Annotated in this window: 21 protein-coding genes; 12 read left to right on the top strand and 9 right to left on the bottom strand. The window is 41.0% G+C overall.

The features are described 5' to 3' along the window. Positions 1–95 precede the first annotated feature (95 nt). The 3 genes from hetZ to ACR5KR_RS12310 all read left to right on the top strand — a co-directional run bounded on the left by hetZ (position 96) and on the right by ACR5KR_RS12310 (position 4924). Entirely contained in the window at positions 96–1301 is a 1206-nt protein-coding gene (gene hetZ, locus ACR5KR_RS12320) for a heterocyst differentiation protein HetZ (RefSeq protein WP_445626287.1), read from the top strand. Then, complete coding sequence (locus ACR5KR_RS12315) at positions 1294–2271, top strand: PatU (RefSeq protein ID WP_448266720.1); 978 nt, start codon at positions 1294–1296, stop codon at positions 2269–2271. The genes hetZ and ACR5KR_RS12315 overlap by 8 nt, the downstream gene beginning before the upstream one ends. A 349-nt stretch (positions 2272–2620) precedes the next feature. Further along, complete coding sequence (locus ACR5KR_RS12310) at positions 2621–4924, top strand: transglutaminase TgpA family protein (RefSeq protein WP_448266719.1); 2304 nt, start codon at positions 2621–2623, stop codon at positions 4922–4924. A 162-nt stretch (positions 4925–5086) separates the two neighbouring features. Here the strand turns inward: ACR5KR_RS12310 and ACR5KR_RS12305 are convergent, their stop codons facing one another. Beyond that, the gene (locus ACR5KR_RS12305) at positions 5087–5791 is read right to left on the bottom strand and encodes a hypothetical protein (protein WP_448266718.1); all 705 of its coding nucleotides are present in this window, start codon (positions 5789–5791) and stop codon (positions 5087–5089) included. 102 nt (positions 5792–5893) lie between these two features. Further along, positions 5894–6154, bottom strand: a complete 261-nt coding sequence (locus ACR5KR_RS12300) for an ABC-2 family transporter protein (RefSeq protein WP_445626291.1) — start codon at positions 6152–6154, stop codon at positions 5894–5896. A gap of 208 nt (positions 6155–6362) precedes the next feature. On the opposite strand from ACR5KR_RS12300, the gene ACR5KR_RS12295 reads away from it, so the two are divergent. After that, on the top strand, positions 6363–7691 hold the full coding sequence (locus ACR5KR_RS12295; RefSeq protein WP_445626292.1) for a hypothetical protein: 1329 nt from the start codon (positions 6363–6365) through the stop codon (positions 7689–7691). A 151-nt stretch (positions 7692–7842) separates the two neighbouring features. On the opposite strand, the gene ACR5KR_RS12290 is transcribed toward ACR5KR_RS12295, so the two are convergent. The 3 genes from ACR5KR_RS12290 to ACR5KR_RS12280 all read right to left on the bottom strand — a co-directional run bounded on the left by ACR5KR_RS12290 (position 7843) and on the right by ACR5KR_RS12280 (position 10368). Further along, positions 7843–8280 (bottom strand): response regulator, encoded by a 438-nt coding sequence (locus ACR5KR_RS12290; RefSeq protein WP_448266717.1) that lies wholly within the window; start codon positions 8278–8280, stop codon positions 7843–7845. Positions 8281–8447: 167 nt separating this feature from the next. Next, complete coding sequence (locus ACR5KR_RS12285) at positions 8448–9815, bottom strand: DUF3370 domain-containing protein (protein ID WP_448270179.1); 1368 nt, start codon at positions 9813–9815, stop codon at positions 8448–8450. Between the two features lie 31 nt (positions 9816–9846). Beyond that, positions 9847–10368, bottom strand: coding sequence for a pyroglutamyl-peptidase I family protein (locus ACR5KR_RS12280; protein ID WP_445626295.1), 522 nt, complete (start codon positions 10366–10368; stop codon positions 9847–9849). A 58-nt stretch (positions 10369–10426) separates the two neighbouring features. Between ACR5KR_RS12280 and hisH the strand changes: the two genes are divergently transcribed. Further along, positions 10427–11062, top strand: coding sequence for an imidazole glycerol phosphate synthase subunit HisH (hisH, locus tag ACR5KR_RS12275; RefSeq protein ID WP_322674225.1), 636 nt, complete (start codon positions 10427–10429; stop codon positions 11060–11062). Between the two features lie 106 nt (positions 11063–11168). Further along, positions 11169–11759, top strand: a complete 591-nt coding sequence (gene rsmD, locus ACR5KR_RS12270; protein WP_448266716.1) for a 16S rRNA (guanine(966)-N(2))-methyltransferase RsmD — start codon at positions 11169–11171, stop codon at positions 11757–11759. 105 nt (positions 11760–11864) lie between these two features. Here the strand turns inward: rsmD and petG are convergent, their stop codons facing one another. Then, on the bottom strand, positions 11865–11978 hold the full coding sequence (gene petG / locus ACR5KR_RS12265; protein ID WP_063721252.1) for a cytochrome b6-f complex subunit V: 114 nt from the start codon (positions 11976–11978) through the stop codon (positions 11865–11867). 209 nt (positions 11979–12187) lie between these two features. Here petG and ACR5KR_RS12260 point away from each other — a divergent pair, with 209 nt between their 5' ends. Next, positions 12188–12562, top strand: a complete 375-nt coding sequence (locus tag ACR5KR_RS12260) for a c-type cytochrome (RefSeq protein ID WP_445626297.1) — start codon at positions 12188–12190, stop codon at positions 12560–12562. Positions 12563–12911: 349 nt separating this feature from the next. On the opposite strand, the gene ACR5KR_RS12255 is transcribed toward ACR5KR_RS12260, so the two are convergent. Beyond that, entirely contained in the window at positions 12912–17390 is a 4479-nt protein-coding gene (locus tag ACR5KR_RS12255) for a translation initiation factor IF-2 N-terminal domain-containing protein (RefSeq protein ID WP_448266715.1), read from the bottom strand. A gap of 25 nt (positions 17391–17415) precedes the next feature. After that, positions 17416–18336: a histone deacetylase family protein gene (locus tag ACR5KR_RS12250; protein ID WP_448266714.1), complete on the bottom strand. Its 921-nt coding sequence runs from the start codon at positions 18334–18336 to the stop codon at positions 17416–17418. Between the two features lie 112 nt (positions 18337–18448). Here ACR5KR_RS12250 and ACR5KR_RS12245 point away from each other — a divergent pair, with 112 nt between their 5' ends. Then, positions 18449–19474, top strand: a complete 1026-nt coding sequence (locus ACR5KR_RS12245) for a mechanosensitive ion channel family protein (protein WP_445626300.1) — start codon at positions 18449–18451, stop codon at positions 19472–19474. A gap of 50 nt (positions 19475–19524) precedes the next feature. On the opposite strand, the gene ACR5KR_RS12240 is transcribed toward ACR5KR_RS12245, so the two are convergent. Continuing rightward, a complete protein-coding gene (locus tag ACR5KR_RS12240; protein WP_448266713.1) occupies positions 19525–20304 on the bottom strand; it encodes an MBL fold metallo-hydrolase in 780 nt (259 codons plus the stop codon). 114 nt (positions 20305–20418) lie between these two features. Here ACR5KR_RS12240 and ACR5KR_RS12235 point away from each other — a divergent pair, with 114 nt between their 5' ends. From ACR5KR_RS12235 to ACR5KR_RS12220, 4 genes are all read left to right on the top strand, one after another. After that, on the top strand, positions 20419–20856 hold the full coding sequence (locus ACR5KR_RS12235; RefSeq protein WP_448266712.1) for a VOC family protein: 438 nt from the start codon (positions 20419–20421) through the stop codon (positions 20854–20856). 279 nt (positions 20857–21135) lie between these two features. Then, complete coding sequence (locus ACR5KR_RS12230) at positions 21136–22029, top strand: alpha/beta fold hydrolase (RefSeq protein WP_448266711.1); 894 nt, start codon at positions 21136–21138, stop codon at positions 22027–22029. Between the two features lie 266 nt (positions 22030–22295). Beyond that, the gene (locus tag ACR5KR_RS12225; protein WP_445626304.1) at positions 22296–22505 is read left to right on the top strand and encodes a hypothetical protein; all 210 of its coding nucleotides are present in this window, start codon (positions 22296–22298) and stop codon (positions 22503–22505) included. A 68-nt stretch (positions 22506–22573) separates the two neighbouring features. Then, positions 22574–24208, top strand: a complete 1635-nt coding sequence (locus ACR5KR_RS12220; RefSeq protein WP_448266710.1) for an AAA-like domain-containing protein — start codon at positions 22574–22576, stop codon at positions 24206–24208. Positions 24209–24258 lie beyond the last annotated feature (50 nt).

Genomic DNA, 24258 nt, shown 5'->3' with positions numbered 1-24258 from the left:
CTGCGTTTAGCTTATACGTAAAACCAAACTAGCCAATACCCACAGTCCTACAGGTTGTATTTAAGTTAAGTTAGGGTCTTTTGAAAACTGAGACTATGAATTCAGCCGCAACCGCAACTATTCCATCTGCAACTATTCTGGGAGAAAATTCTACAGGCGTGGAGGCGATCTTTCAACTCCTGTCCAAGGAGTTTCAGCAGTCAACCAAAGCTTCGGAACAGAATTGTCACGACGTAGCAAGACGTATTACCACCGAAGTCTACCGGATTTGTCATGAGAGTAAACGTATCCAAGCTTCTGGATCTGTAGAAAGCTCGGCGATGACCTTGGCTCGGCATCGGCTGCAACAGTGTCTCAGGTACTATCAGTTGGGTTCAAATCGGGGCAGAGTCGAATTACACAGTACTTTGAGTGCAATTATTTATCGATACATTAATCCTCCTCAGAGACAATTGAGCTATCAAGGGCGGCTGACAATCATCGAAGATTTCCTCCAGAGTTTTTATCTAGAAGCGTTGAACGCTTTCCGGCGAGAAAATCAACTTGGTGCCACTTATCGCCCGCAGACGCTCTTGGAATTGTCCGAGTATATGGCATTTACCGAGCGCTACGGCAAGCGACGCATTCCCTTACCAGGCCGTCAGCAACAGCTAATTATCCTGCGGGCACAAACTTTTTCCCAACAGCAGCCCCCAGAAACCAGCGTCGATATAGAACAAGCCGCAGAAGGTAGCAATAATGAAGGTGACGGTTCTTGGGAAGAACCAGCAATTCACCAATTGCGCTCTACAATGGCAACGCAAGCCGAACCTGAACCCGAAGAAGACACCTTGCGTTCCGTTGTGGTTACAGAATTAATGAATTATCTCGAACAAAGACAACAATCTGACTGTGCTGATTATTTTTCTCTCCGCCTCCAAGATTTATCAGCACAGGAAATTGAATCGGTTTTAGGTTTAACCCCTCGTCAGAGAGATTATTTGCAACAGCGCTTTAAGTATCATTTAATTCGGTTTGCCCTGTTGCACCGTTGGGAATTAGTTCACGAGTGGCTGGAAGCTTCTTTGCACACCAATTTGGGTTTAACTCCCCAGCAATGGCAAGTATACACAGCACAGCTGGACAATAAGCAACGCTCTTTATTAGAGTTGAAACAACAAGGACAAGCTGATGAAAAAATAGCAAAAATTTTAGGGCTGTCAATGGCACAACTGCAAAAACGATGGTTTAAAATTCTTGAGCAAGCTTGGGAAATTCGTAACTCATTAGTTTCCGGATCGGGTGCATCTACTCATGAATAGTGACTCAGAATCCTTACAACACCGGTGTCTCGATTGGTTATTGACAGATGATGTCAAAAATAACGAGCAATCGGTAGAAAGTGAGGAAAATGACGGGGTAAAAAACCTCCTCAAAGAAGCCACTGCTTCAAAAAGCAGTGAGCCAAAATTAGGAGGAACGCCCCAGACCTTTCAACTGGGAGAAATTCCTACTGTGCAAGATCGTTTTCAAGCTGTCCTTAAGAATCGGTTACAAATCCAAGCCCAAGAACACCCACCGTTGTTTCCTTGGGAAACACAATTAATCGAATATCCTGATTTTGTTGATGAGCCTTCAATGACACTCGTTCCTAGCTGGGGATGGATGGTACAACAGTCAAAGTTGACCTTGCCAACCCGCTTACCGGAAAGAGTTTTCCAGCAATTGCTAGAACAATGTCAGGCTTTAGTGACATCTTCAGTGCCATTGGGGGCAAAATTAGTTCAAGTGGTGGAGAACTTTTTTCCCAATGAGTCTCAAGCACTAAATGACATAGCTGGATTGGTGCTAAGAAGCACCTATCGGTCTGCAAGTACTCTGGAGACAATGCCTGCTATTGAGAGTGATTACTCAGATTTACAACCGCGTCAACAGATGGCTTTGTCGTTGCTAGCAGCTAAACAACTGTTAGAAAATCTGACTCTACCAGTTTCAGTAACCAGTCCGGTGGTAGAAAGACAATGGCTAACCAGTGTTGGTGCTTTGAACATCAGAGTAGAATACCAGTCTCTAGGTAAACTTACGAAGTTGCTTGTTCAAGCTGAGTTACCTGTTAAAGGAACTTTGACGCTGCGGGGAAGTGGCACTTTAGCAATGACAACATCTTCGACTTCGGGATACTTAAATGTAGAGTTAGGCTGCGAGCAACTTAACCCAATTTATACCCTGGAAGTTGAATTTCCAGAAATAGACGAACAGTCGTTGTTGTTTGTGATTAATCCCACGATCTAGTTGAAATTGCCACCGCTAGCACACTATCTCAATCAACGCCGATATATATTAAGAGGATTTTCCTGGTTTTGAAGCTTATCCTATTTTTCAATAAACGGTCATTAGGGTGTCTACGAGAAGCAGTTATTACAAAGACACAGGGACACGGGGATACGGGGACATAGGGATATTGAGAAAGTATTTGATTTCTCGATTCGCCGCGTCACCCATTTCTCGTGTATTTCCATCTCTACCCCTTAGATATGATTTTTTTAACACAGTGCTAGGGTAGCAAATTACGTCCCCTGCATTGTGTTTGTTGCATCTACATCATTGCTTCTACTAGACTCAAATGTTTAACTTATCCAGGATGAATCGGTTTTGGCGTCTCCCTGTAGATAATTTCTGGCGGCAAAATCCGCAGGGGTCGCCTTTGATTGAAGTGGAAGATTCTATTTCTTTGCGGGTGCTGGTGCTAGCGTTGGTTATTTTGGGAATTGTAGCGACGGATATTGCTGCTGAAACTTCATTTAGTTTTTGGGCGTTACCCCTGAGTGTAGTGGGTGCAATTTGGAGTTATTATCGTCGCCGCGATCGCAATGTTGCAATTAAATTCTGCATCGCCATTGGAATGTTAGTAGCACTGGGTGCTTTCTTTGGGCGATTAGTGGGAGAGTTGAATGATACGCGGTTGGGTTTGGCAGAGTTATTAATTCAACTCCAGGTGTTGCACAGCTTTGATACACCCCGCCGGAAAAATTTGGGCTATTCGATTGTTATCGGACTGATTTTATTGGGTGTGGCAGCAACCCTAAGTCAGACTTTAGCATTTGCACCTGTGTTGCTGTTATTTTTGGCGATCGCTCTGCCAACTCTAGTATTAGATTATCGTTCGCGCTTGGGTTTGCAGCCATTAAAAACTCAAAAGAAAAAATTCAATCAGAAGAATTCCTCAAGTCTTAATTTTAAATTTTTAATTCTAACTTTTTTGCTAATTGTCGGTTTGGGACTGGCAATTTTTGCTGTTTTACCGAGATTCCCCGGCTATCAGTTACGGAATTTTCCTGTAAGTTCCGCTATTCAAGTAAAAAATAATTTCACAGGACGTAGTATCATTAATCCCGGTTATGTCCGCCAAGGTAAAGGTGAGAATCAAGGCAGTGGTAGCGGTGGTACGGGACAAAATAAAACAGGTGAACCAGGTAAATTAGATAATAATTTTTATTACGGCTTTAATAGCCAAATGAATCAAAACCTGCGGGGCGAAATGAAACCCAAGGTTGTGATGCGGGTGCGATCGCAAGCTGAGGGTTTTTGGCGAGTATTAGCATTTGATCGCTATACAGGTAAGGGATGGGAAGTTTCTCGCAATGAAAATGTTACGACTGTTAGGCGAGCGCCTTGGTCTTACCAAATTTTTCTTTCCCCATCTGTGCTTACTGGTAAAACCCAAGAAGTAGTACAAACTTATACAGTGGTGTCGGATTTGCCTAACCTGATTCCAGCGATGACTTATCCCAAGGAAGTTTACTTTCCAGCACCAGTAATCGCTGTTGATAAAGAAGACGGATTGCGATCGCCTGTAGAATTATCAGAAGGTTTCACCTACACAGTAATTTCTGAAGTACCATACCGCGATCGCACTAAATTAGGTGAAGCTTCTACTAAATATCCGCAACAGATTAAAAAGCATTATCTGCAAATTCCTCCTGAAATTGCCGAAAAAGTCCGGCAACGTACTGAAGAAATCCTCGCTAACTACAATCAAGAAAAAGTCGCAAAATCTGCTAAAAGCCTGGATTCACCCTACGAAAAAGCTCTCTATTTAGCTCAATATTTAAAGCAACGCTACTCTGTTCCTCAAAATCCCTTAGAACTACCTTATTTGAGTGAAAAAGAAGACTTGGTAGAAACTTTTTTGTTTAAGCAAAAAGGAGGCTATCCAGACCATTTTTCAACAGTTCTCACGGTGATGTTGCGTTCCATTGGGATTCCAGCGCGGTTGGTAGCAGGGTTTAGTTCAGGAGAGTTTAATCCATTTACAGGGCTGTATGTTGTCCGTAATACTGACGCTTATGCGATGACGGAAGTGTATTTTCCGAAATATGGTTGGTTTGCCTTTGATCCTATTCCCAATCATCCTCTAATACCACCTTCAATAGAAGATACTCAGACTTTTAGCGTATTGCGCCAATTGTGGCATTGGGTTGCTGGCTGGCTACCTTCTCCGCTGACAGGTTGGTTGAATAATGTATTTGAGACAATATTTAAGTGGGTGATTAGAGCGATCGCTTGGTTTTTAGCTTTATTCTCTCAAGGTTGGTTTGGTGTATTAACTGGCTTAATCTTGTCAACTACAGCAGCTTTCTTCGCTTGGCTGGGTTGGGGTCAGTGGCGAGAGTGGCGCAACCGCCGATGGTTAAAGAAATTGCCAGCGATGGAGAGCCTTTATCAACAAATGCTGCAATGGACAACCCAAAAAGGTTTAGGCAAACATCCAGCACAAACACCTTTAGAGTATGCCAGAGTCTCATACCAGCATCATCCTATAGCAACTGCTGAGGTTATAGATGAAATTTGTCAAGCTTATGTTGGCTGGCGTTATGGCGATCGTACACCTAACTTGCAGCGATTGCGCCAAAGATGGCAAGGTTTGAAAAAAGCTGCTAAGTAGATTCAAAATATTGTTTATTTGTATCGAGGTGTACTCTCACATTTTGAATATGTCCATCTAACAGGACTTATAAAAACGATAGCCTCAACCCTGATTGTCAGGTAGTGGCAATTCATTAATTGCCCTACAGTGTGTAATTTTGAGTAAGTCCAGTATTTAGAGTCATCGGTAGAAATCATCAATTGGCGACTGTTGGATATGTAGCCCTCCAGTGTGCGGTTCCTGCACATAGGTTTTTGGTGGTCGAGGAAGTCTGTCGATACAGATTTGTGAACAAGCATTAACAAGAAGGGGCAAAACATCCGTAGCTACCGGAAGAGATATCCATACTTGATGTAAATTTGGAGCTATGACAGGAGCATTACATACACTGCACTTTATGGAGGAATCTGCCTCCACAGTTTTTCCTACCGGAAGCTTGGGAAATGGCGGGCGAAACTTGTAATTCCCATAAAGAGTACGAGTACTGACAGTACTATGCTTTAGTTTTTTGCAACGAGTAATTTCATAGGGAAACCAATGTAATCGATGGGATGTGTAGGGAGTAAACGTTTCTAAATTCGTCATCTCACCGATTTCTGGAGGTATGCGAACAAGATTGCTCCCGTACAGCATCAAGTGCTTAACAGATTTTAGTTTCGATATTGTCGAAGGCAGCGTGATAATCTGACTCCAGTCATCCCAGCCTATTTCACGTCCAGGGGCAAATTCTTCTCGCTCATCTGCGGATACAACCTCCACAAGCTCTAATAATCGCTTCCATGCATCGCACTCAATATCTTGATGCTCTTGATGCAGCTTTATCTCAGACCATTTCTTGCCCAAGTAGTAAGCTTGGAAACACTTGCATGAAGGGCGGTTATTCATGTGTTCCTTTAGAGGACATAAAGCCTAGATATTATAATATGACCAACATTGAACTCAATCTCGCATCTGCATTAAATTCCTTGAAGAGTAGCGAAGCAAACCTTAGTAAAACACACCTGCACCAACCAACAGCACAGTAGTTGACCCAGCCACTGCTAGCACAGCATGAATTAAAGATAGCGATCGCAATGCCTCAATTGGCAAATAAGTCACCAATCCAGCCGGAATCAACGTGTACAAAAGTAGTTTCACCGTTCCCTCAAACAAAGTTGCTCGATAAGTACTGAAGGTAAGAATGGCATTTCGCCACTGTTGTGTCAGTCCTTTGGAATTGCGTAGATAAAAGCTGAGGCTACCCTTCAAAATATTAAAGCCGACAACATCGCCACTGAAACTGTCAATCCAGTAAACAACGCCAAATGCACCGCATCAGGCTTGACAAAAAACCAATCAATTCCATATCCAAAAAGCAATTCTGCTAAGTGTGCATTTCCATAAATCTAGCAATAGCTAGATGCTGAAATTCTCTCAAAGGCTATAATTTACATCTGTTGCACCGAGAGATTAACTTGTGGATGTCATATTAGAACGATCGCACGAATTAAAACAAGCCTTAGTTGATTTTGTCCTTGATGCTGAAGGCGAACTGGCACAAGCGCTGGAAACTTATGCAGCAGAACAGTTGCGCCGTGGAAGTGGGGATAATACGCAGCAGGACTTAACCATCGATAGCTTTTTGACAGACGGGAAAGTTGGTGATAAGTCACCATTAGACTTGTTTATCGAAAGCCATCCAGATTTAGCAGAAAGCGATCGCAGACTGATAAACAGTTGGCATCATAGTTTTATTGGCTTGTTTGCCATCACTAATATTTTACCTGATGGCTTTGAATTGACAAACTGGTTAACAGATAAACGCTACATTGTCAAGCCAAACAATACTCAAACATTACAGGCAATATCTCGGTTAAAAGTTGGAGAAATCCTGCTAACTCGCATTTCTCCCGTTACCGATAGCTACTGGACGTTTTCTGGCCCCTACACAATAATGGGTAAATTAGGTAAACCAAAACTTGCCGTAGCAATTGGTAATTTTAAGGAAAACTATAAAAGTAATCTTTATAGCGATGCTCCAGACTTGCTAGAAGAAGCTTGGCAGTCAGTAGAAAAATATCATCAGCAGTTTGTGGACTTTTTTGGCACTGATGAAATCACACTACCTGGATACCAGCTGAATAAAAAAATAGCGGAATTTCAAGAAGTAATTACTGAGAAAACCTTTGCAGCCGCAGGAATTGATACTTCTAAATCTCTGGCGGAAGTAGCAGAAGCAGCTGGAATTGGCGACGAGGAAATCAAAGCAGCCGCACAAGAATTTGGTGCAGATTCAAATGTAGTCTCTGAGATGCTTAACAGCAAAAGCAGCAAAAAAATGGTGATGCCAAAGGTTGATTTGCCTGCTGAACTCAAGAAAGCAGAACAGGTAACGGCTCTCTCTCATCCTCGTTGGGGACAAATGTTTTTACCAACATATAGTAAAGTACAAGCAATCTTATCGGCAGAGGATTGGCAAAGTGTTCAAGGAGCGGAAAAACTAATTCGCTACTACCTCGAAGATAAAAGTATTAATGCTTTTATTTGGCATCGATTAGCGCAACAGTATCCAACTCAATTAGAAAATGTGTTGCAAACATTTTTGCAACGTCCATTTAGGCTTGAAAGTGACTTGGATACACTTTTGCAAGAATTCCACAAACCTATCGAGCCAGAGTTGCCAGACATTGCCAGTGTACCCATACATTTGCATAACTTATTTCAGGAAGCTTTAGGAGAAGTTAACAAATCTAAGCCCAAAGGTAAGGGGCAACAAAAGCCAGCAAAGGGTTTTCAACGAGGTTAATAAATATATGCAACATTTTACCCTACTCATTTAGGGTTCTATGGTTTCTTTTCTTAAAATCGTTTTTAGGAGTGTATAGCTAGCTGTGCGCTCCCACAGAGTATTGTCTGAAATCACGATCAAAAACGAGATCGAGGCTAGCTACTTATATTTAAAGATCGGAAGATAACAGGTAAACAATCTCATCTACAATTTCTTCTGGACTCTCAAGCTTGACTAGAAATCGATTAAAACCAGCATTCAAAGCTTTATAGCTTGAGACTTCCCGTGTATAAGAAGTGATAGCGATCGCAGGCAACTGTCTTAAGGATGGGCAAGAATGTACTCGAATTTGCTCAATTAACCAATTTCCATCGCGATCGGGCAACTTCATATTGCACACCAGAATATCGGGATGGAGCAATTCAACTAAGGCAAGGGCTGCTTCTGCATCGGTTAAAGCCATAACCTCCGCACCAGCTGCTTCCAAAATGAAAATGAGCAAATCTGCAATATCTGGCTCATCCTCTACCAGTAAAATCAAGATTCCAACAAGCGGCTGAAGCGAATTTAACTCAGTTTCTTGATTGATTTTTTGATTCGTTGCCATATCGTCCTCTTATTAGCTATCTACTTAGTCTGCTATTTCTATTGCAATGCATAGAACAAAATAAGTATTCAGCCTAAATATACAAACTTGGAGTGAAAAGCTTGAGAACAGGCTTTAATTATTTTTTGGTAATAGGTACTTGGAGATTACCCATTACCCATAACTCATCACCGAGGTTCAGCTTGAGTTAAGACTGTTAATACTTGCGGAGGTGTAGCATCTGGCGGATAGAGAAAGTCAACTTCTACTAAAGAGCGATCGCCTGGTTTCATCTTTAATAAAACTAACGGTTCCCCTGGTTGACCTCTCTTTTGTACTAAATGCACAAATTGAGTTTGCAGCTGATTTTGGTCATTTTTGTAACGTACTCGCACTGTCCCTCGAAAAAATACTTGAGGATCTGGTGTACTCAAAAAGCGTAATCCTGGTTTGACTAACCGATCTTCCTTTAGTGGTGTTTGTATGGATACACTAACAGTTTGAGAACTTTGAGTATTGTTGTATAGTGGCAACTTGAGATTATATTGAATTCCATAGTTACCATGAGCGCGATATGCGGTGTCAGGATAGCGCACCAGCATAGGTGCACTTTGAATTTGACCAGTTCCTAATGTACCGCCATGCACGGTATTCAGAGCGTAAGAAAACACTTGACCAGACTGGGGAATAGTTAAATACTTGGCTTTAGGATTATCTACTAATAAGGCTCTCCATCGCGAACCACCAACCACTCCCGCAACACGCCCATAAATTCTTGGCTTGCCAGTTTCTTCTAAGGGAGTGGGAGTTTTATCTCGCGGCACAGCCAAATCGCCATTATCTAGTAAATTCTGCCACTCTTCTAAAGTGGGCGATCGCTCGCTGCCATCAGGATTCTCGCGTGCAAACATCGCTAGGCTAGCTGCATAGACAGTGCCATCACTTTGCAGTCGGATGAATGTAGACCGACCATTTAAAGGTGGTGTCAATCCCTGTACAGGAATTGGTAAATTGAGTAACATCCGACTTTGCTTTGGTGGAATCTCAATTTGGGCAGGAAAAATCTCTTGTCGCACTCCCCGAAGCACATCAGACATAACGCGATCGCCAGGACCTGCAAAAATTTTACCTAAAAGATTTTGGCTAAAGGATGGTAATTGAATAAATGGTGCATCCGGTTGACTTAAATAACTCGCCGCCTGCCAAATATTTACTTTCACCGGTTCCGAACCAGGGTTATGCAAAATTATCCCTAAATAAAGAGAACGCAAATTCTCTGGTGGTTCAGCCTTCGCAACATGATGAGCAAAAATATCAAATCGTCCCCGAAAGGGAAAATTTAGATGCGCTGTTGGCACTTTTTTCCCATCTGGTGGAAACGTGGAAAGTAAAATTCCTTCTTTCAAAACTAATTCTGGACTATTGCTGTTAAAGGTTGGCACTGTATCCAATTGACCTGGTAAAGGACGTACTTCTTGTGGTTGTACGACTTCTTCAGGTGGTAGCGTGGCAGGAGTTGATTGGGCAATTGGGAAAATTAGTAACAATGGCAACATATACATAGATATTTCTTTCACCATACAGACATTAACAACTTGATGAAAGTGCCAGTTTGTTAATAATTAATACGAAATCGGCAAGAATCCCCATCAAATTTTCTTGATTGAGAACCGGAACGTGGACAAAAATACAACGTGCCGTGAGTTTATTTTGGCTTAAGTATTCCAACACTGAATAGTAAAGACCTTCGCAAACAAATTTCCCACAGTCGTAGCTAATTTGAATTTTTGCTGCTCCCGCCACTAATTTTTCTAAATCAACTTCTGTCTGTAAAACAATTTCTTCGCAGCTAGCACCTGCTTCCACACTTAATTGTGTACGGCTTGCAGCCATGCCACAACAGATGATGTAATCAGGTTGGATTGCCTTGATTTTTTCCATTACCTGAGTACTGGCAAGTTGCACATCTACGGGTAACTGGCGTAAAAAAGTTAAATCATGTGGTATCAACTCAAGTTTGCTCACTTCAAGTAATAAATCATCAGAAGAATTTGACTGTTGATCTTTTAGCCAAGTGTCAAAAGAAGTTAATAGAATTCTTTTCTTCATAACAAATATTATTTAGAATAGAAAAACCCTCCATAATAAATTTACAAGGAGCAGGTAAATGCCAGTAATTGCGGTCGTAGATTATGAGATGGGAAATTTGCACTCAGTTTGCAAAGGCTTGGAAAAAGCTGGGGCAACTCCTAATGTTACTTATTCTCCAAAGGAATTAGAGCAGGCAGATGCTATAGTCCTACCGGGAGTGGGAGCATTCGATCCAGCAGTGCAACACCTGCGATCGCGTGGTTTAGAACAACCTATTAAAGAAGCGATCGCATCTGGTAAGCCTTTTTTGGGAATTTGTTTAGGATTACAAATTCTCTTTGAATCAAGTGCAGAAGGTACCCAACCAGGACTAGGAATTATCAAAGGAAAAGTGCGGCGGTTTCGTCCAGAAGCTGACATAACTATTCCTCATATGGGGTGGAATCAACTAGAAATCACTCAACCAAAAAGTATTTTGTGGGAGCATTTACCGTCCGATCCTTGGGTATATTTTGTCCATTCCTACTATGTTGACCCAATAGACCCGTTAATCCGTGCAGCAACTATCACTCACGGTACTCAAACCGTCACAGCTGCGATCGCTCACGAAAACCTGATGGCAGTACAATTTCACCCCGAAAAATCCTCTAATATCGGATTGCAAATTCTGTCTAATTTCGTTGCTCAAGTCCGCGAAAAAATTCCTGCCTAATTATTTTGTCATTTGTCCTTTGTCATTTGTTAATAAATGAAAATGACCATCTACCTTGAATTAATGCCAATGCCCTATTTGGCCTATGCCCCATGCCCAATGAATAATGAGCCTGAGAATTTACGGTAATCGCCAGCTAAAAACTTTACCAGGGAAAGAAACTAGACCCACTAGTGCGCGAGTCAGGGAGGCAGTCTTTAATATTTGGCAAGGAGAAATTGCTCTTTGTCGCTGGCTAGATTTGTGCGCCGGTACTGGTTCAATGGGCGCAGAGGCTTTGTGTAGAGGAGCCAGCGTAGTAGTGGGAATTGAACAATCGAGCCGAGCCTGTGCCACCATCCAACAAAATTGGCAGCAGTTAGCTAACGCTGACCAAGAATTTCGAGTATTGCGGGGAGATATTACCCAGCAGTTAAAGACTTTATCAGGTAAACAGTTTGATAGAATTTACTTCGATCCACCTTATGCCAGTGGATTGTACCAGCCAGTATTAGAAGCGATCGCTCACCATCAACTTTTAGATTTTAGCGGCGAAATTGCAGTTGAACACGCCTCACAAGGTTGGACACCGCCAGAGATTCCCGCTTGGGAAATTTGCCGCCAGAAAGTTTACGGCAACACATCACTTACTTTCTACAGAATTCGGAATCAGGAATTAGGAGCAGATAAAGGAGATGAAGAACAATATGACTCCTAACTCTTGGAAAGACTTGGGTTAATCGCGTCTCTACTCCTAACTCTTGTACAGACGCGATTAATCGCGTCTCTACTCCTAACTCCTAACTCCTAACTCAGCACTCCCTCATCCCCCCAACTGATTGGGGCGCTTGTATTGCTTATATGCAGCGTAAAAAAGTCCAGCGAGAGTTACGAAAACTAGACCAAGGACAATACCTGATAGCAGGGGTTCAACCACTGTAAATCTCCTCTTTGTAATTATTAAATATTCGTTGCCTGTTTTTGATTTTACCAAATTTCGTATGAATCCTGCGCCCTACAGCCCTTTGGAGTGCGACTGGTCACAAAAAAATAGTCTTCTGTGCTTGCAGACACAATCAAGAACTTTTAAGCTATGTGTAGGAAATGAAAACTTTTTAGCACACCTAGACTTTCAGAGCAAACCTTTTGGATAACCAGATTACCAAACCTGAAATTTTGATTCAGCGGATCGTTTTATTGACGCTGGCTATACTGCTAGCAGTCCCTTTGGGCTTTTTTGGTGTTCAGTTGGTTCAAGCCTCCGATCCATACGTCAAGAGTGTTCTATCCCTAACAGGAAACCCAGTTCAAGGACACGCGATATTTCAAATTAACTGTGCGGGTTGTCATGGCTTGGAAGCAGACGGGCGAGTGGGGCCCAGTTTGCAAGCTGTTTCAAAGCACAAGTCTCGGTATGGACTGATTCACCAAGTGATCAGTGGCGAAACACCGCCAATGCCAAAATTCCAACCTAGTCCTCAAGAAATGGCGGATCTTTTGAACTATTTAGAGTCTTTGTAGACCTAAGAATTTTTGGTTCAGGACTTACGCAACTGACACAAGCAATGGTGTGCGAAGCGCACCAAGCACCCAAAAACTACACAGAAGACATAGCAATATCTGGACGTTTTAGTTGCTCAATTAAATAATTAAAAAGCAATTTGTGCTTGAGCTTGTAAATATCAAACACATTCTGGGTAATTAAATACTTATGTACTACTGGCTAGCGATCGCACTGTGCCAGTTGCGTAAGTCCTGTTTATGAGCAAATTCCGTTAAGATACTTAGCCTAAGTTACAGTTTATGAAATTTAGGTTTTTTGTCGATTCGCGCAATACCTGCGGCGGCTATGCGTAAGCAGATCGCAGATTTAGCTGAAGAGGCGAGAAACATCAACGAAACCTTCATGAAGACTTACAATATTTGAAACTTCTGAATACATGTTTCCGACTTTACCTGATTGATGGGTAAATAAATTATGGCAACCCACAATTATTAGTAGTTCTTGAGCGCGAGAAAATGCAACATTTACCCGTTCTGGTTTCTTCGCAAATCCCACATCTCCATTGTTATTATTGCGAACCATACTGACAATTACAACAGGTCTTTCCATACCTTGAAATCTGTCTACTGTACCAGTACGAATTTCTAGCGAAGGAAAAAGTTCAGATTGCAGACGTTCATCGATTTTTCTCAATTGAGCGCCATAAAATGTAATTACGGCAATTTCTTTTTTTGGTTCTCCATTAGCAACTTTAGAAACCCAAGTATTTTCAAACTGATGACACAAACGTTCAATCGCATCAATTTCTGGAATATTAAAGTATGAAGTTCCATTTCGTTGCTCTAAAAACTGATTTTCTATAGGGGTTTTTACCCAAATAAGATGCTGAGATTCTTGGATAATTTCGCTTGCTAAATGATGTGCGCGTTTTGTGTCCGCCTCTAAAATCCCAGATTCTAGTTTACCGTCATAAAACTGATTGATTGCACCCATAATAAATGGATGCATTCGATATTGTGTAGTTAGCATTTGTTTGATGCTTTCATCAGCAGATTCAAACTGACTTTTAAATAGTGATTCTTCTAGGAATTGTAGTTCGTCTCGTGTATTGCCAATTGTTTGAGCTACTTCTTCTAAAGTGCTAGTATCAAGCATGGGTGGTAATTGGCGATGATCGCCTACCATTACTAGCTTTTTGCCTTTTAATGCAGGGATTAGTAACTCTGGTGGAGTACACTTACTAACTTCATCAATGATGACAACATCAAAAGATTTAAATTCTTCCGAAAAACCTCTATTTGCAGCCTGAACACAGGTGATACCGACGACATTGGCATTATCTAAATATATGCGCCTTAAATCGTCCCTATCACCTTCAGTTGGCTCTCTTAATTTTCCTATCCAATCTTGAACAAAATTCTGATATTTATTAAGATAATTTTCCTCTGTCTGGAGTTTTTGCTGCCAAGATTCAAACTGAGTATTGATATTGCGTAAAAAATTTATACTAAATAAGTCTGCTTGGGAAATTTCTGGTTTAAACTTATCAGGTATTGTTTGCCATTTTGTCAACCACCAGCTTCGTTCTCGTCTTAGGTTTTCTGATAGCTGTGGTTGTGATTTTTGTTCTAACTCACATAGATTAGTTTGTAACTTTTGTAAATGCTGTAGAGAATTTTCAGTTTTTTCTTGTAGCTTTGATAAATGCTCATTTAGAGAATGTTTAATTATTTGCAGTACAGCAAAAGGTTCTAATGATGATATTAAGGTTTCAAGCTGACGAATGGAGGTTTCCCAGTAATTTACTTGATTTGCAAATTCTTGGGGATGCTCCCAAATATTTGATTGTGTTACCAGATATTTTTCAACTAGAATACGTAATTTAGAAGGGATATTTTTTTGATTAAGCTCTTGCAAGATATTAATCACTTGCCCAAGTTGGAAATTAGCATCCTGCTGTGCTTTTTCTACCTCAGCTTGAGTAATAGATATTTGCTGTTGGCTAACTTTATTTTTCTGAAGTTCATTTAATTGTCCTTGTAGATACTGAAGTTGTTGCTCGGTTTCCGTTTTGACTTTTAAAACGCATTGACGCGCATTTGCAAGGATAATATCTAACAATTCTTGTGTAATGCGGGTGAGAGTAGAGTCGATATTATTCCATTCCCATGATGTACCATAAGTCCGTTGCATTCTAATTAAGAAAACCTGGGTATTCTCAACCAGTAATTTTCGTTGTTTGGGGTTGAGTAGCTGATAATTGTTAAATTGTTGATAGGTTTCTTGCCATTGGGTGCGATCGCTGTTTGATAGCACCATTGGAATCTGGCTAAAATTTTCTTGTAAAAAATAGCTAAAATTATGCTGTTTACCCCGCCTGTCGGTAAAACCTCCATCTATTTCATAAGCGATCGCCTTTGCTAATACTTCCCAGTCAGGGAGGTTAATTTTATAAGTTTTTGGTACTATTGGGAGTTTTAATGTATTAGCAAACATCAACAAACCTAGTGGTAAGTCCACTAAATTTTCTGTAAGTGGTAAATCTGATTGATGACATTCTTTTAAAGTTTGATAGAGATGAGAAGATGCTGTAGATTTCCATTCTTTAACTGCTGAGATAATGTAATCTATTTCCCGTTGGCGATTTTGCCATATCTGGATTGTTTGCTGTATATTTTGCAGTTTGGTAAGATATTGCTGATAATCTGGTTGTAACTGATTCAACGAGGCGAAATTTTGTTTGACAACCTCCACTGATGCCGCAACTTCTAAGATGGCTTTACTTGCCTCTTGAGCATAAGTCAAAGAAGTTTTAAATCCAGAAATTTCTATTGCTACAGTTTCACGCAACCAAGCGGCTAAACCAAAAGCACCAAGCGCCGGACGCACAAAGCCAAGTTCATTAGTATATTTGATGGTTTGACGAACATTTGCTAAAAACTCTTCTACTAAACTGTTACCTTCTGTGTAGGGTTTAAGAAGTGGCAAAAAATCTGTAACTTCTGAAGCTTCCCAGTTGATATTTGGGAAAGTATTTAATATATCTCCTAATTTTGCAATTAGTGATTCAACCTCGTTCTGTTTTTCTACAGTTTCATTGTAAGATTCTTCCTGATTTTTAAAGCTTGTCTCTACCTTTAACTTATTTTTATTAAATTTCGCTTGTAGCTGATTAAATTCTTCCTCTGCTTGGAAGTAAGCTGTGAATCTTTGTGATGATGCCAGTAAGTGAGTGAAAATTTTAATATTTTCTAGCCGTTGAGTCAGATTATTTTCGCAGTCAGTTGCAGTATTTTCTAGCCATCTGCCAATCACTTGGTCTTCTAAAAAAGGCTGTCCTTCTTCCCCAACTTTTTCTGTTCTACCCTTGCGTACAGCGCGAATTACTGGGTTGTGAACTAATCGACTCAGGGCGTTATCTACTGCTAAATTGGCTTGAGAAGCAATTAGAGTGCGTCCACCGCGAAGGGCAATTTGATAGCAAATCTCGGCAATTACGGTAGTTTTCCCAGTACCTGGCGGCCCTTGGATAAGAACAAGATCCTTAGCGGCAAGTACCTTTTCTACTGCTGCTTTCTGTCCAGGATTTGCAGAAGATAATAATAAATCTTGTGGTTGAAGTTCAACAGTTGTTTTGATTTCTCTAGCCTGAGAAGCATCGAATAAAAAGTTACCTAAGTAGGGATTTTGGGTATAACCATTATTCAAATCATCTAAAGCTTTTTTCTTGCGCTGAATCTGCTGAATATCACCAACTGCCTCGAAACACAAAAATCCGCTAGCTGGTAATTTATAACGCTCTGTTGCCATGAATTCAGCTAAGTCGCGTTCTAGTCTGAGGCTGATAATACCACGGTTGATATCAACTTCTTCAACAGTTCCTAATTGACGACCGCTAATCCAATTTTTGCCTACAGGAGCAGTTTCAAAAAGTTTTAAATCTTCGTTTTTTGTGCGGATTGCTCGTTCCCAAAAATTATCTACATCAAGGGAATTTTGATAAAAGCCGTCAAGGGTAGCTGAGTTTACATCAATTTCAAAACTGATTCGCCTTTTAAAGTTATAGTTATGATTTACGTAACGCACACAAAATTGACGAGCTTTAGCAATTTTTTCCTCAATTTGCAAAAATGCTTTCCAAGCTTTTAGCTGATCTTCTGTAGGTATATGGTCGCCACAAACTGGTGCGGTAGCGATGCGCTTCAATGTCGCTGGCGGAATATCGAGATGATGCTGATGATTAGCCAGTAAACGCAAGCGACAAGGTATAGCATAGCTGTCGGCGTGTCCCCGTGAGAGTTGTAACAACTGAGCCGAAAGTATTTTTATACCATCGCGTCCATCTTTTTGTACAGCCGCTTTAAATCCTAATGTTTTTCTGAGCTTGTCAAGTCTTGCGGGTAATGGAAAATCATCGGAGTCTGTTGCTATTGTCAAATCCCAGATTTCCTCTCTTGTTTCTTTCCCCGCACCTTTGCGACGCACATAAAATAGAGAAGGCTTTTTACCGACACATTCATACATTAACTGATTGGCGCGATCGCGCCGCTCCCTAAAATCGGAATATGATTTCAAGGCAGCCTCACCTTCAAGATGGCGGATAAAGCTATCAATTGCTGAAGCTATAAATGTATAGCCCCAATCTTCAGAGGTGGTTTTAGTTTTCGAGGATTTTGCTGTTAGTTTATTTATCGCTATACGAATACGTTCTGCATCGGATTCTGGAATTGCACTGGTATGGCTTTTGACTGCAATTTTGAGTTTTTCACAAATTACTAATAGCTTCTTGCTATCTAAATTTAATTCTTTTGCTAGTTCGTAGACTCTGATTTTGCCGTTGTTCATCCAGTTAACAATTAAGGGTTTTGATTTAAAATAGTTTGTATTGCTGATAAACTTCACTAGCGGCCCGATGCAAGAGGGAATGCCGCCATACTAAAGATTTCATATCATCAGAATAACCGCCGCCAATAACGCAGGCGACGGGATAACCCCTACTCATACAGGTACTCAAAACCTGCATTTCCCGGCGAAAAATGCCAGTATCTGTAAGGGCTAATTTTCCCAAGCGATCGCCTATATGAGGGTCAACGCCTGCATCATAAAATACTAAATCTGGCTTGACTTTAGACAACAAATCTGATAGATAATTCGCTAAAGTTTGTAAATAAGCGTCATCTTCCATTCCCACCGGCAAAGGAACATCCAAATCGCTGTTTTGTTTTGTACCGGGGAAGTTGACTTCGCAGTGCATAGAGAAAGTAAAAACGCTGTCGTCGTCTTGGAAGATAAAAGCGGTACCGTCTCCTTGATGCACATCTAAATCTACAATTAAGATTTTTTGGACGAGTCCAAATTTTTGTAAAACGCGACAAGCGATCGCTAAATCGTTGAAAATACAAAAACCAGACCCATAACTGGGAAAGGCGTGATGAGTTCCACCAGCCGTATTACAGGCTAAACCCTGACTTAGTGCCAGTTTTGCAGTGAGTATCGTACCACCTACCGCTACACAAGTACGATTTGCTAGTGCTGGACTCCAAGGCAAACCAATGCGTCGCTGTGCTTTGGCATCTAGGGTTCCTTCACAGTAGGCTTGAACGTAGCTTGGAGTATGGACTAACTCTATTAATTCTGATGGCGGACGTTCGGGAGTGTGAAATTGTTCTTGATTTGCTACACCATCAGCTAACAGCAATTCGTAGAGTTGTCGGAACTTAGACATCGGGAAACGATGTCCTTCAGGCAGGGGAGCAATATAATCTGGGTGGTAAATAATTGGCAAGTCCATAAGGAAAGAAAATCTCAAGCAGGTAATCCAGCAAATAACAAGGTAAAATTTAGCCATAATCGCAGCAATAGTGCTGTTATCCTAAATGTAAAATTCCAAATTTAAAATTGATATGATCGAATGGATTACGCCAATAGTGTTTATTCTATCTGGCTTTCTGGCTGGAATAATCGGTGAAAAAGTTATCTTCAAAAAACTAGAAACATTCGTGACTAATAAACGAGTTGTCGGGAGTAAAATTATATTTCACTCTCTACACCGGATGACTTTTCTTTGGTTTGTCATTGGCGGTTTTTTTTGGGCAGTTCTGAGCGCTCCCCTCAAGCCAAATGTTGCCATAGTACTGCAAAAAATTCTGACGATGGCATTTCTATATTCAATAACTTTAGTCTTAGCCAAACTGACTGCTGGTTTTGTGAATTTATTTATTCGCAGAGCCGAAGGGGTTCCCACATCACTAATTTCTAACCTGGCTAAAATTACTGTTTTAGTTTTGGGAACATTAATCATACTGCAAACTGTGGGTGTTCAAATTACCCCGATCGTCACAACTTTAGGTATTGGTGGTCTAGCAGTTGGTTTGGCACTTCAAGACACACTTGCAAATTTATTTTCTGGTTTTTACTTAATTATTTCTAAGCAAGTTAGAACCGGTGACTATGTAAAATTAGATGCTGGACATGAGGGATATGTTATAGATATTTCTTGGCGAAATACGACCATTAAAGAAATTTCCAATAATGTAGTCATTGTTCCCAATTCTAAGTTGTCTTCGGCTATTTTCACCAACTATCATTTACCTGCAAAAGAAATCACTTTAACAATGGATGTAGGCGTAAGTTATGATAGCGATTTGGAACAAGTTGAAAAAGTTACTGTAGAAGTTGCTAAAGAAGTCATGCAAGAAATTGCACCGGAATTAAAAGATAGTGAACCATATATCAGATTTCATACTTTTAATGATTTTAGTATAGATTTTACGCTTTATATGCGGGTAAGCGAATATTTCGATCAACGAATTGGTAAACATCTATTTGTCAAAAAATTACACAAACGCTATCGGCAAGCAGGAATTCAAATTCCTTTTCCGATAAGAGAAGTGTATATGCAAGATAATTCAGCTATGGAAAAAAATTAGTAGTTGCCATGTTATTAAACTAACATGGCAAGCAATATCTATTCTCGAATTTAAACTGCCAATGCTCGTTTTTCTAATGGTAGTTCAAAGCGATCGCCTGGTTTTGGCTCAAGTACCTGCGTCGAAAGATTATTCTTTTCTAATAACGAACGAAATTCCTCAGCAGTTCCTTTAGTTTGAATGAGTTTCATCAGCAAGCCCTCAAAGGACACATCTCCACCAGCAGCAGTAGGTATTATTACTTGAGGCTGTAATGATTTGACGACTTCTAAAGCACTATTTTGCCCTTTAATAATCGACCCAAGAAAAGGTAGCGTCATATCAATAAACGGTGTAATCACTACATCGATAGGTGCAGATTGCTGAAGTTGTGGAGAATGATACCCGTGAGGCTCATAGTATACAGTTAAACCACTCTCCAATTCTTTGAGGAGATAACTATTTTCTACCAGAGTCGGGCCAATTGGAGAGCCAGGGAAAGCCTTGATTTCTACTTGATTATTTAAAGTGAAAGTTTCACCATGAGCCAATACTGTTACTTGGGTGTAATCTAACTGCTGTACTACCTTAGCGGCATTGGGAGAAGCTACAACCTTGATGCTGCGATCTAACAGCTTGAGCGTTGGTGGGTGAGCATGGTCTTCTAAACCCTGAGATAGCAGGATCAAATCAATATTATCTGGGATTGGGCGATTTTGCGATCGCGAACCTTTAAACAACCATTCCAAATTGCTGAAAATCAACGAACCAACCAGCCAAGGGTCAATTAGTATTCGTTTCCCGCCGATTTCCAGCAGCCAAGAATTACTGTCGAACCAAGTTAAAAACATAAATTTTGTGAAGATAACGCCTATCTTCATTATCAATCGTGTCAGCTTGCTTAGTAAGCACTCAGTCCAATACCTACATTCGTCCGGTCAACCTCTATATACGGAGTTATTTTAATGTCCGATCTTGGTTTTACTCACATTGCACTTGCAGTTAGTAATGTTGATGCAAGTATCTCATTTTATGCAAAGTATGCCCAGATGACAGTCGTGCATCATCGCATCGATCGAGCAACTCAATCAGATGTTGCTTGGATTAGTGACTTGACTAGACCTTTTGTAATTGTCCTAATTAAAGTACCTAAAGTAGAAGGCGCACTCTTACCACAATCCCATCTTGGGGTAGCTTATCAGAATCGCGGGGAAATCGATCGCCTCTGCAATGAGGCACGCAATGAGGAAATACTGCTGGCTGGGCCAAATGACTGGGGTTATCCAGTTGGTTACTGGGCTTATCTTCGAGACCCAGATGGTCATACACTAGAAATTTCCTATGGTCAGGAAATTAGTTTTACAGTTGAGCGAGCTAGAGATGCGATTAATCGCGTCTCTTAAAAAAATGGTATTACTTCTTACCAGGAATTCGTCCATCTTCATCGTTACTACCACCGCGAGGAGGAGAATTACCTGGGTTACAGCTTTCAGCAGTGAGTGCTGAGTTATGACGTTATGAGTTAGGAGTTATCAGTTCAGGAGTTCTGAGTGTGATTATTGCTTTTTTAGTCGTCAGCATAGGCTAAACGCCTCGCTATCCATCTACAGCACTCGTTACTCAGCACTATTTCGCTCAGAGAACATTACTATATTTGAAGAAACACTTTATGAATCTTATTAATGACTGTAACTACACAACAACTTCCAACTCAAGATGCCTTTGAAAAATTCATTTGGAATTGGCAGGGTTACAAAATTCAGTACACTGTCATGGGTACAGGACGCCCTTTGGTTCTGGTTCACGGCTTTGGCGCTTCCATTGGACACTGGCGCAAAAATATCCCGGTTTTAGCTGATGCTGGCTACCAGGTATTTGCCATAGACCTTTTGGGTTTTGGTGGTTCCGATAAAGCGCCCATTGATTATAGTGTAGAAGTTTGGGTGGAACTGCTGAAAGATTTCTGCACAGCACACATCCAGGAACCAGCTGTATTTATTGGCAACTCTATCGGCGCACTTTTGAGCTTAATAGTACTGGTAGAACATCCAGAAATTGCTGCTGGTGGTATTTTAATTAACTCTGCGGGTGGTTTGAGCCATCGTCCTCACGAATTGAACCCACCGCTACGGATTGTGATGGCAGCTTTTAATCGGTTTGTGCGATCGCCAATTACAGGTAAATTTGTCTATAACCGCATCCGCCAAAAAGCCCAAATTCGCCGCACCCTCTATCAAGTTTACCGAAACCGTGAAGCCGTCACCGATGAATTAGTTGATTTACTTTATACTCCCTCTTGCGACCCAGGAGCGCAACAAGTCTTCGCATCTATTCTCACAGCGCCTCCTGGTCCAAGCCCAGAGGAACTTTTGCCCAAAGTAGAACGTCCTTTATTAGTAATTTGGGGTGCTGACGACCCCTGGACACCAATTACTGGGGCCAAGATTTACGAAAAGGCACGGGAGAATGGCAAAGATATCAAAATTGTCCCCATTCCCAATGCCGGTCATTGTCCTCACGATGAGGTTCCAGATGTTGTCAATGCCCAGATTGTCGATTGGCTAGCGCAAAGGTGATAATAATTTCACCTTTTTGCCTATATGTCTTAGCCCAGGCAGGGTAAAAATGGGGCTAACAATCTGGGTGAGTGGATCTTAATCTTTTAATTGCACCTTGACAGAATCAAACTTGTATAATCTGTGAAATGGAGCTTGATGTGCGTAGTGGTTTTCAATTGAATAGACTATACGCGTAGGGGCACAATATATTGTGCCCCTAAAATTATGTGTATTCCACGCTTGTAAAAATTGCTGTCATTTTCACGAGTATCAAAGGCTCATTAATGGAGCTAAAAGACTCATTAATGGAGTTCAAAGGCTCATTAATGGAGCTAAAAGACTCATTAATGGAGTTCAAAGGCTCATTAATGGAGCTAAAAGACTCATTAATGGAGTTCAAAGGCTCATTAATGGAGCTAAAAGACTCATTAACGGAGTTCAAAGGCTCATTAATGGAGCTAAAAGACTCATTAACGGTAATGCACTATCAGTAATTGTGTAGTTATCTGCTGTAGTAAACTACATCTAAGCCAGAAGACTGCATTCAATAGTTGATAGCGCTGTGAAAAAAATCCTGATTGTGTCAGCTAATCCCACAACGACAGACAAACTCCGCTTGGATGAGGAAGTAAGGGAAATTCAGGAAGGGTTGCAACGCTCTCGCAGCCGAGATAAGTTTGAACTGATTACTAAATGGGCAGTACGCCCTGACGACTTGCGGCGGGCGCTTTTAGATCATAATCCTCATATTATCCATTTTTCAGGACATGGGGGAGGAAATCAAGGTTTAGCCTTGGAAAATATTACAGGGCAAATGCAGCTGGTGAGTACAGAGTCACTAGCAAGGCTATTTAAACTATTTAAAGACAAAATTGAGTGTATTTTATTAAATGCTTGCTATAGCGAGGTACAAGCTGAGGCAATTCACCAACACATTAATTGCGTGGTTGGGATGAATCGGGCAATTGGCGATCGCGCCGCAATTAAATTTGCGGTAGGCTTTTATGATGCACTGGGTGCTGATAGGTCTTATGAGGATGCTTATGAGTTTGGCTGTAGTGCGATTGATTTAGAAAGTATTCCAGAGTCTTCCACCCCAGTGCTGAAAAGTCGGAACAATCCCCAAGCTGCTATCTCTGCTAACGAAACGATTCCAAATACCGAGATAAAACCAGCAGTCTCCTTAGAAAATCCAGAAGGGCAGGTATCTCTAAACTCTGCTTTTTATGTGGAGCGATCGCCTATTGAGGTAGACTGTTATGAAGCGATTCTTCAACCAGGGGCCTTAATTCGCATCAAAGCTCCCCGGCAGATGGGCAAAACTTCGCTCATGTCAAGGGTTCTCCATCATGCTAGTCAACATGGCTATCACACTGTACCCGTGAATTTCCAATCAGCCGATGCAGAATTCCTTGGCAATTTAGATCGGTTTTTGCAGTGGTTCTGCGCCACCATTACCTACGAACTGAATCTATCCGATAAATTAGACGAGTATTGGAAAGGTGTTTTAGGTAGTAAGAATAAATGTACAAATTACTTTCAACGATATTTATTACCCACAATTAATAACCCCGTAGCTTTGGGTTTGGATGAAGTTGATGAAGTCTTCAAGCATCCCAAAATTGCGGCTGATTTTTTTGGATTGCTACGAGCTTGGCATGAGCGGTCAAAAAATGAGACAGTTTGGAAAAATCTCCGGTTGGTAATTGTGCATTCTAAGGAAGTTTATATCCCGCTCAATATTAATCAGTCACCTTTTAATGTCGGTTTACCTATTGAGTTACTAGACTTAAATCAAACACAAATACAAGACTTAGTACAGCGTCACGGACTCAATTGGACTGACTCACAAATTGAAGAATTAATCACACTCGTGGGAGGTCATCCTTATTTAGTGCGGGTAGCGCTTTATGAAATTGCTCGTGGTCGGATAACGCTGGAAAATTTGCAAAAAATCGCGGCAACTGAGGAAGGCCCTTACAGTGACCATCTGCGCCGCCATTGGCTGAACTTGCAAGAGGATGCAGAATTGCTAGCTGCGGTCAAACAAGTGATGATGGCAAATCGGTCTGTGGATGTCGGTATAACTGAAGCATTTAAACTCCGCAGTATGGGGTTAGTTAAGTTTCAAGGTAATCAAGTAGTGCCACTGTGTGAATTGTACCGTCAATATTTTCGGCGATCGCTTGGGCATTAAAAATTAAAAAACTACATTAGGAGTGCAATATGACTTTCATCTCCAATTAG

It is taken from the genome of Nostoc sp. DSM 114159 (assembly GCF_053470285.1).
Note: the sequence above shows the minus strand (reverse complement) of the source record. Positions and strands in the feature narration are given on the sequence as shown.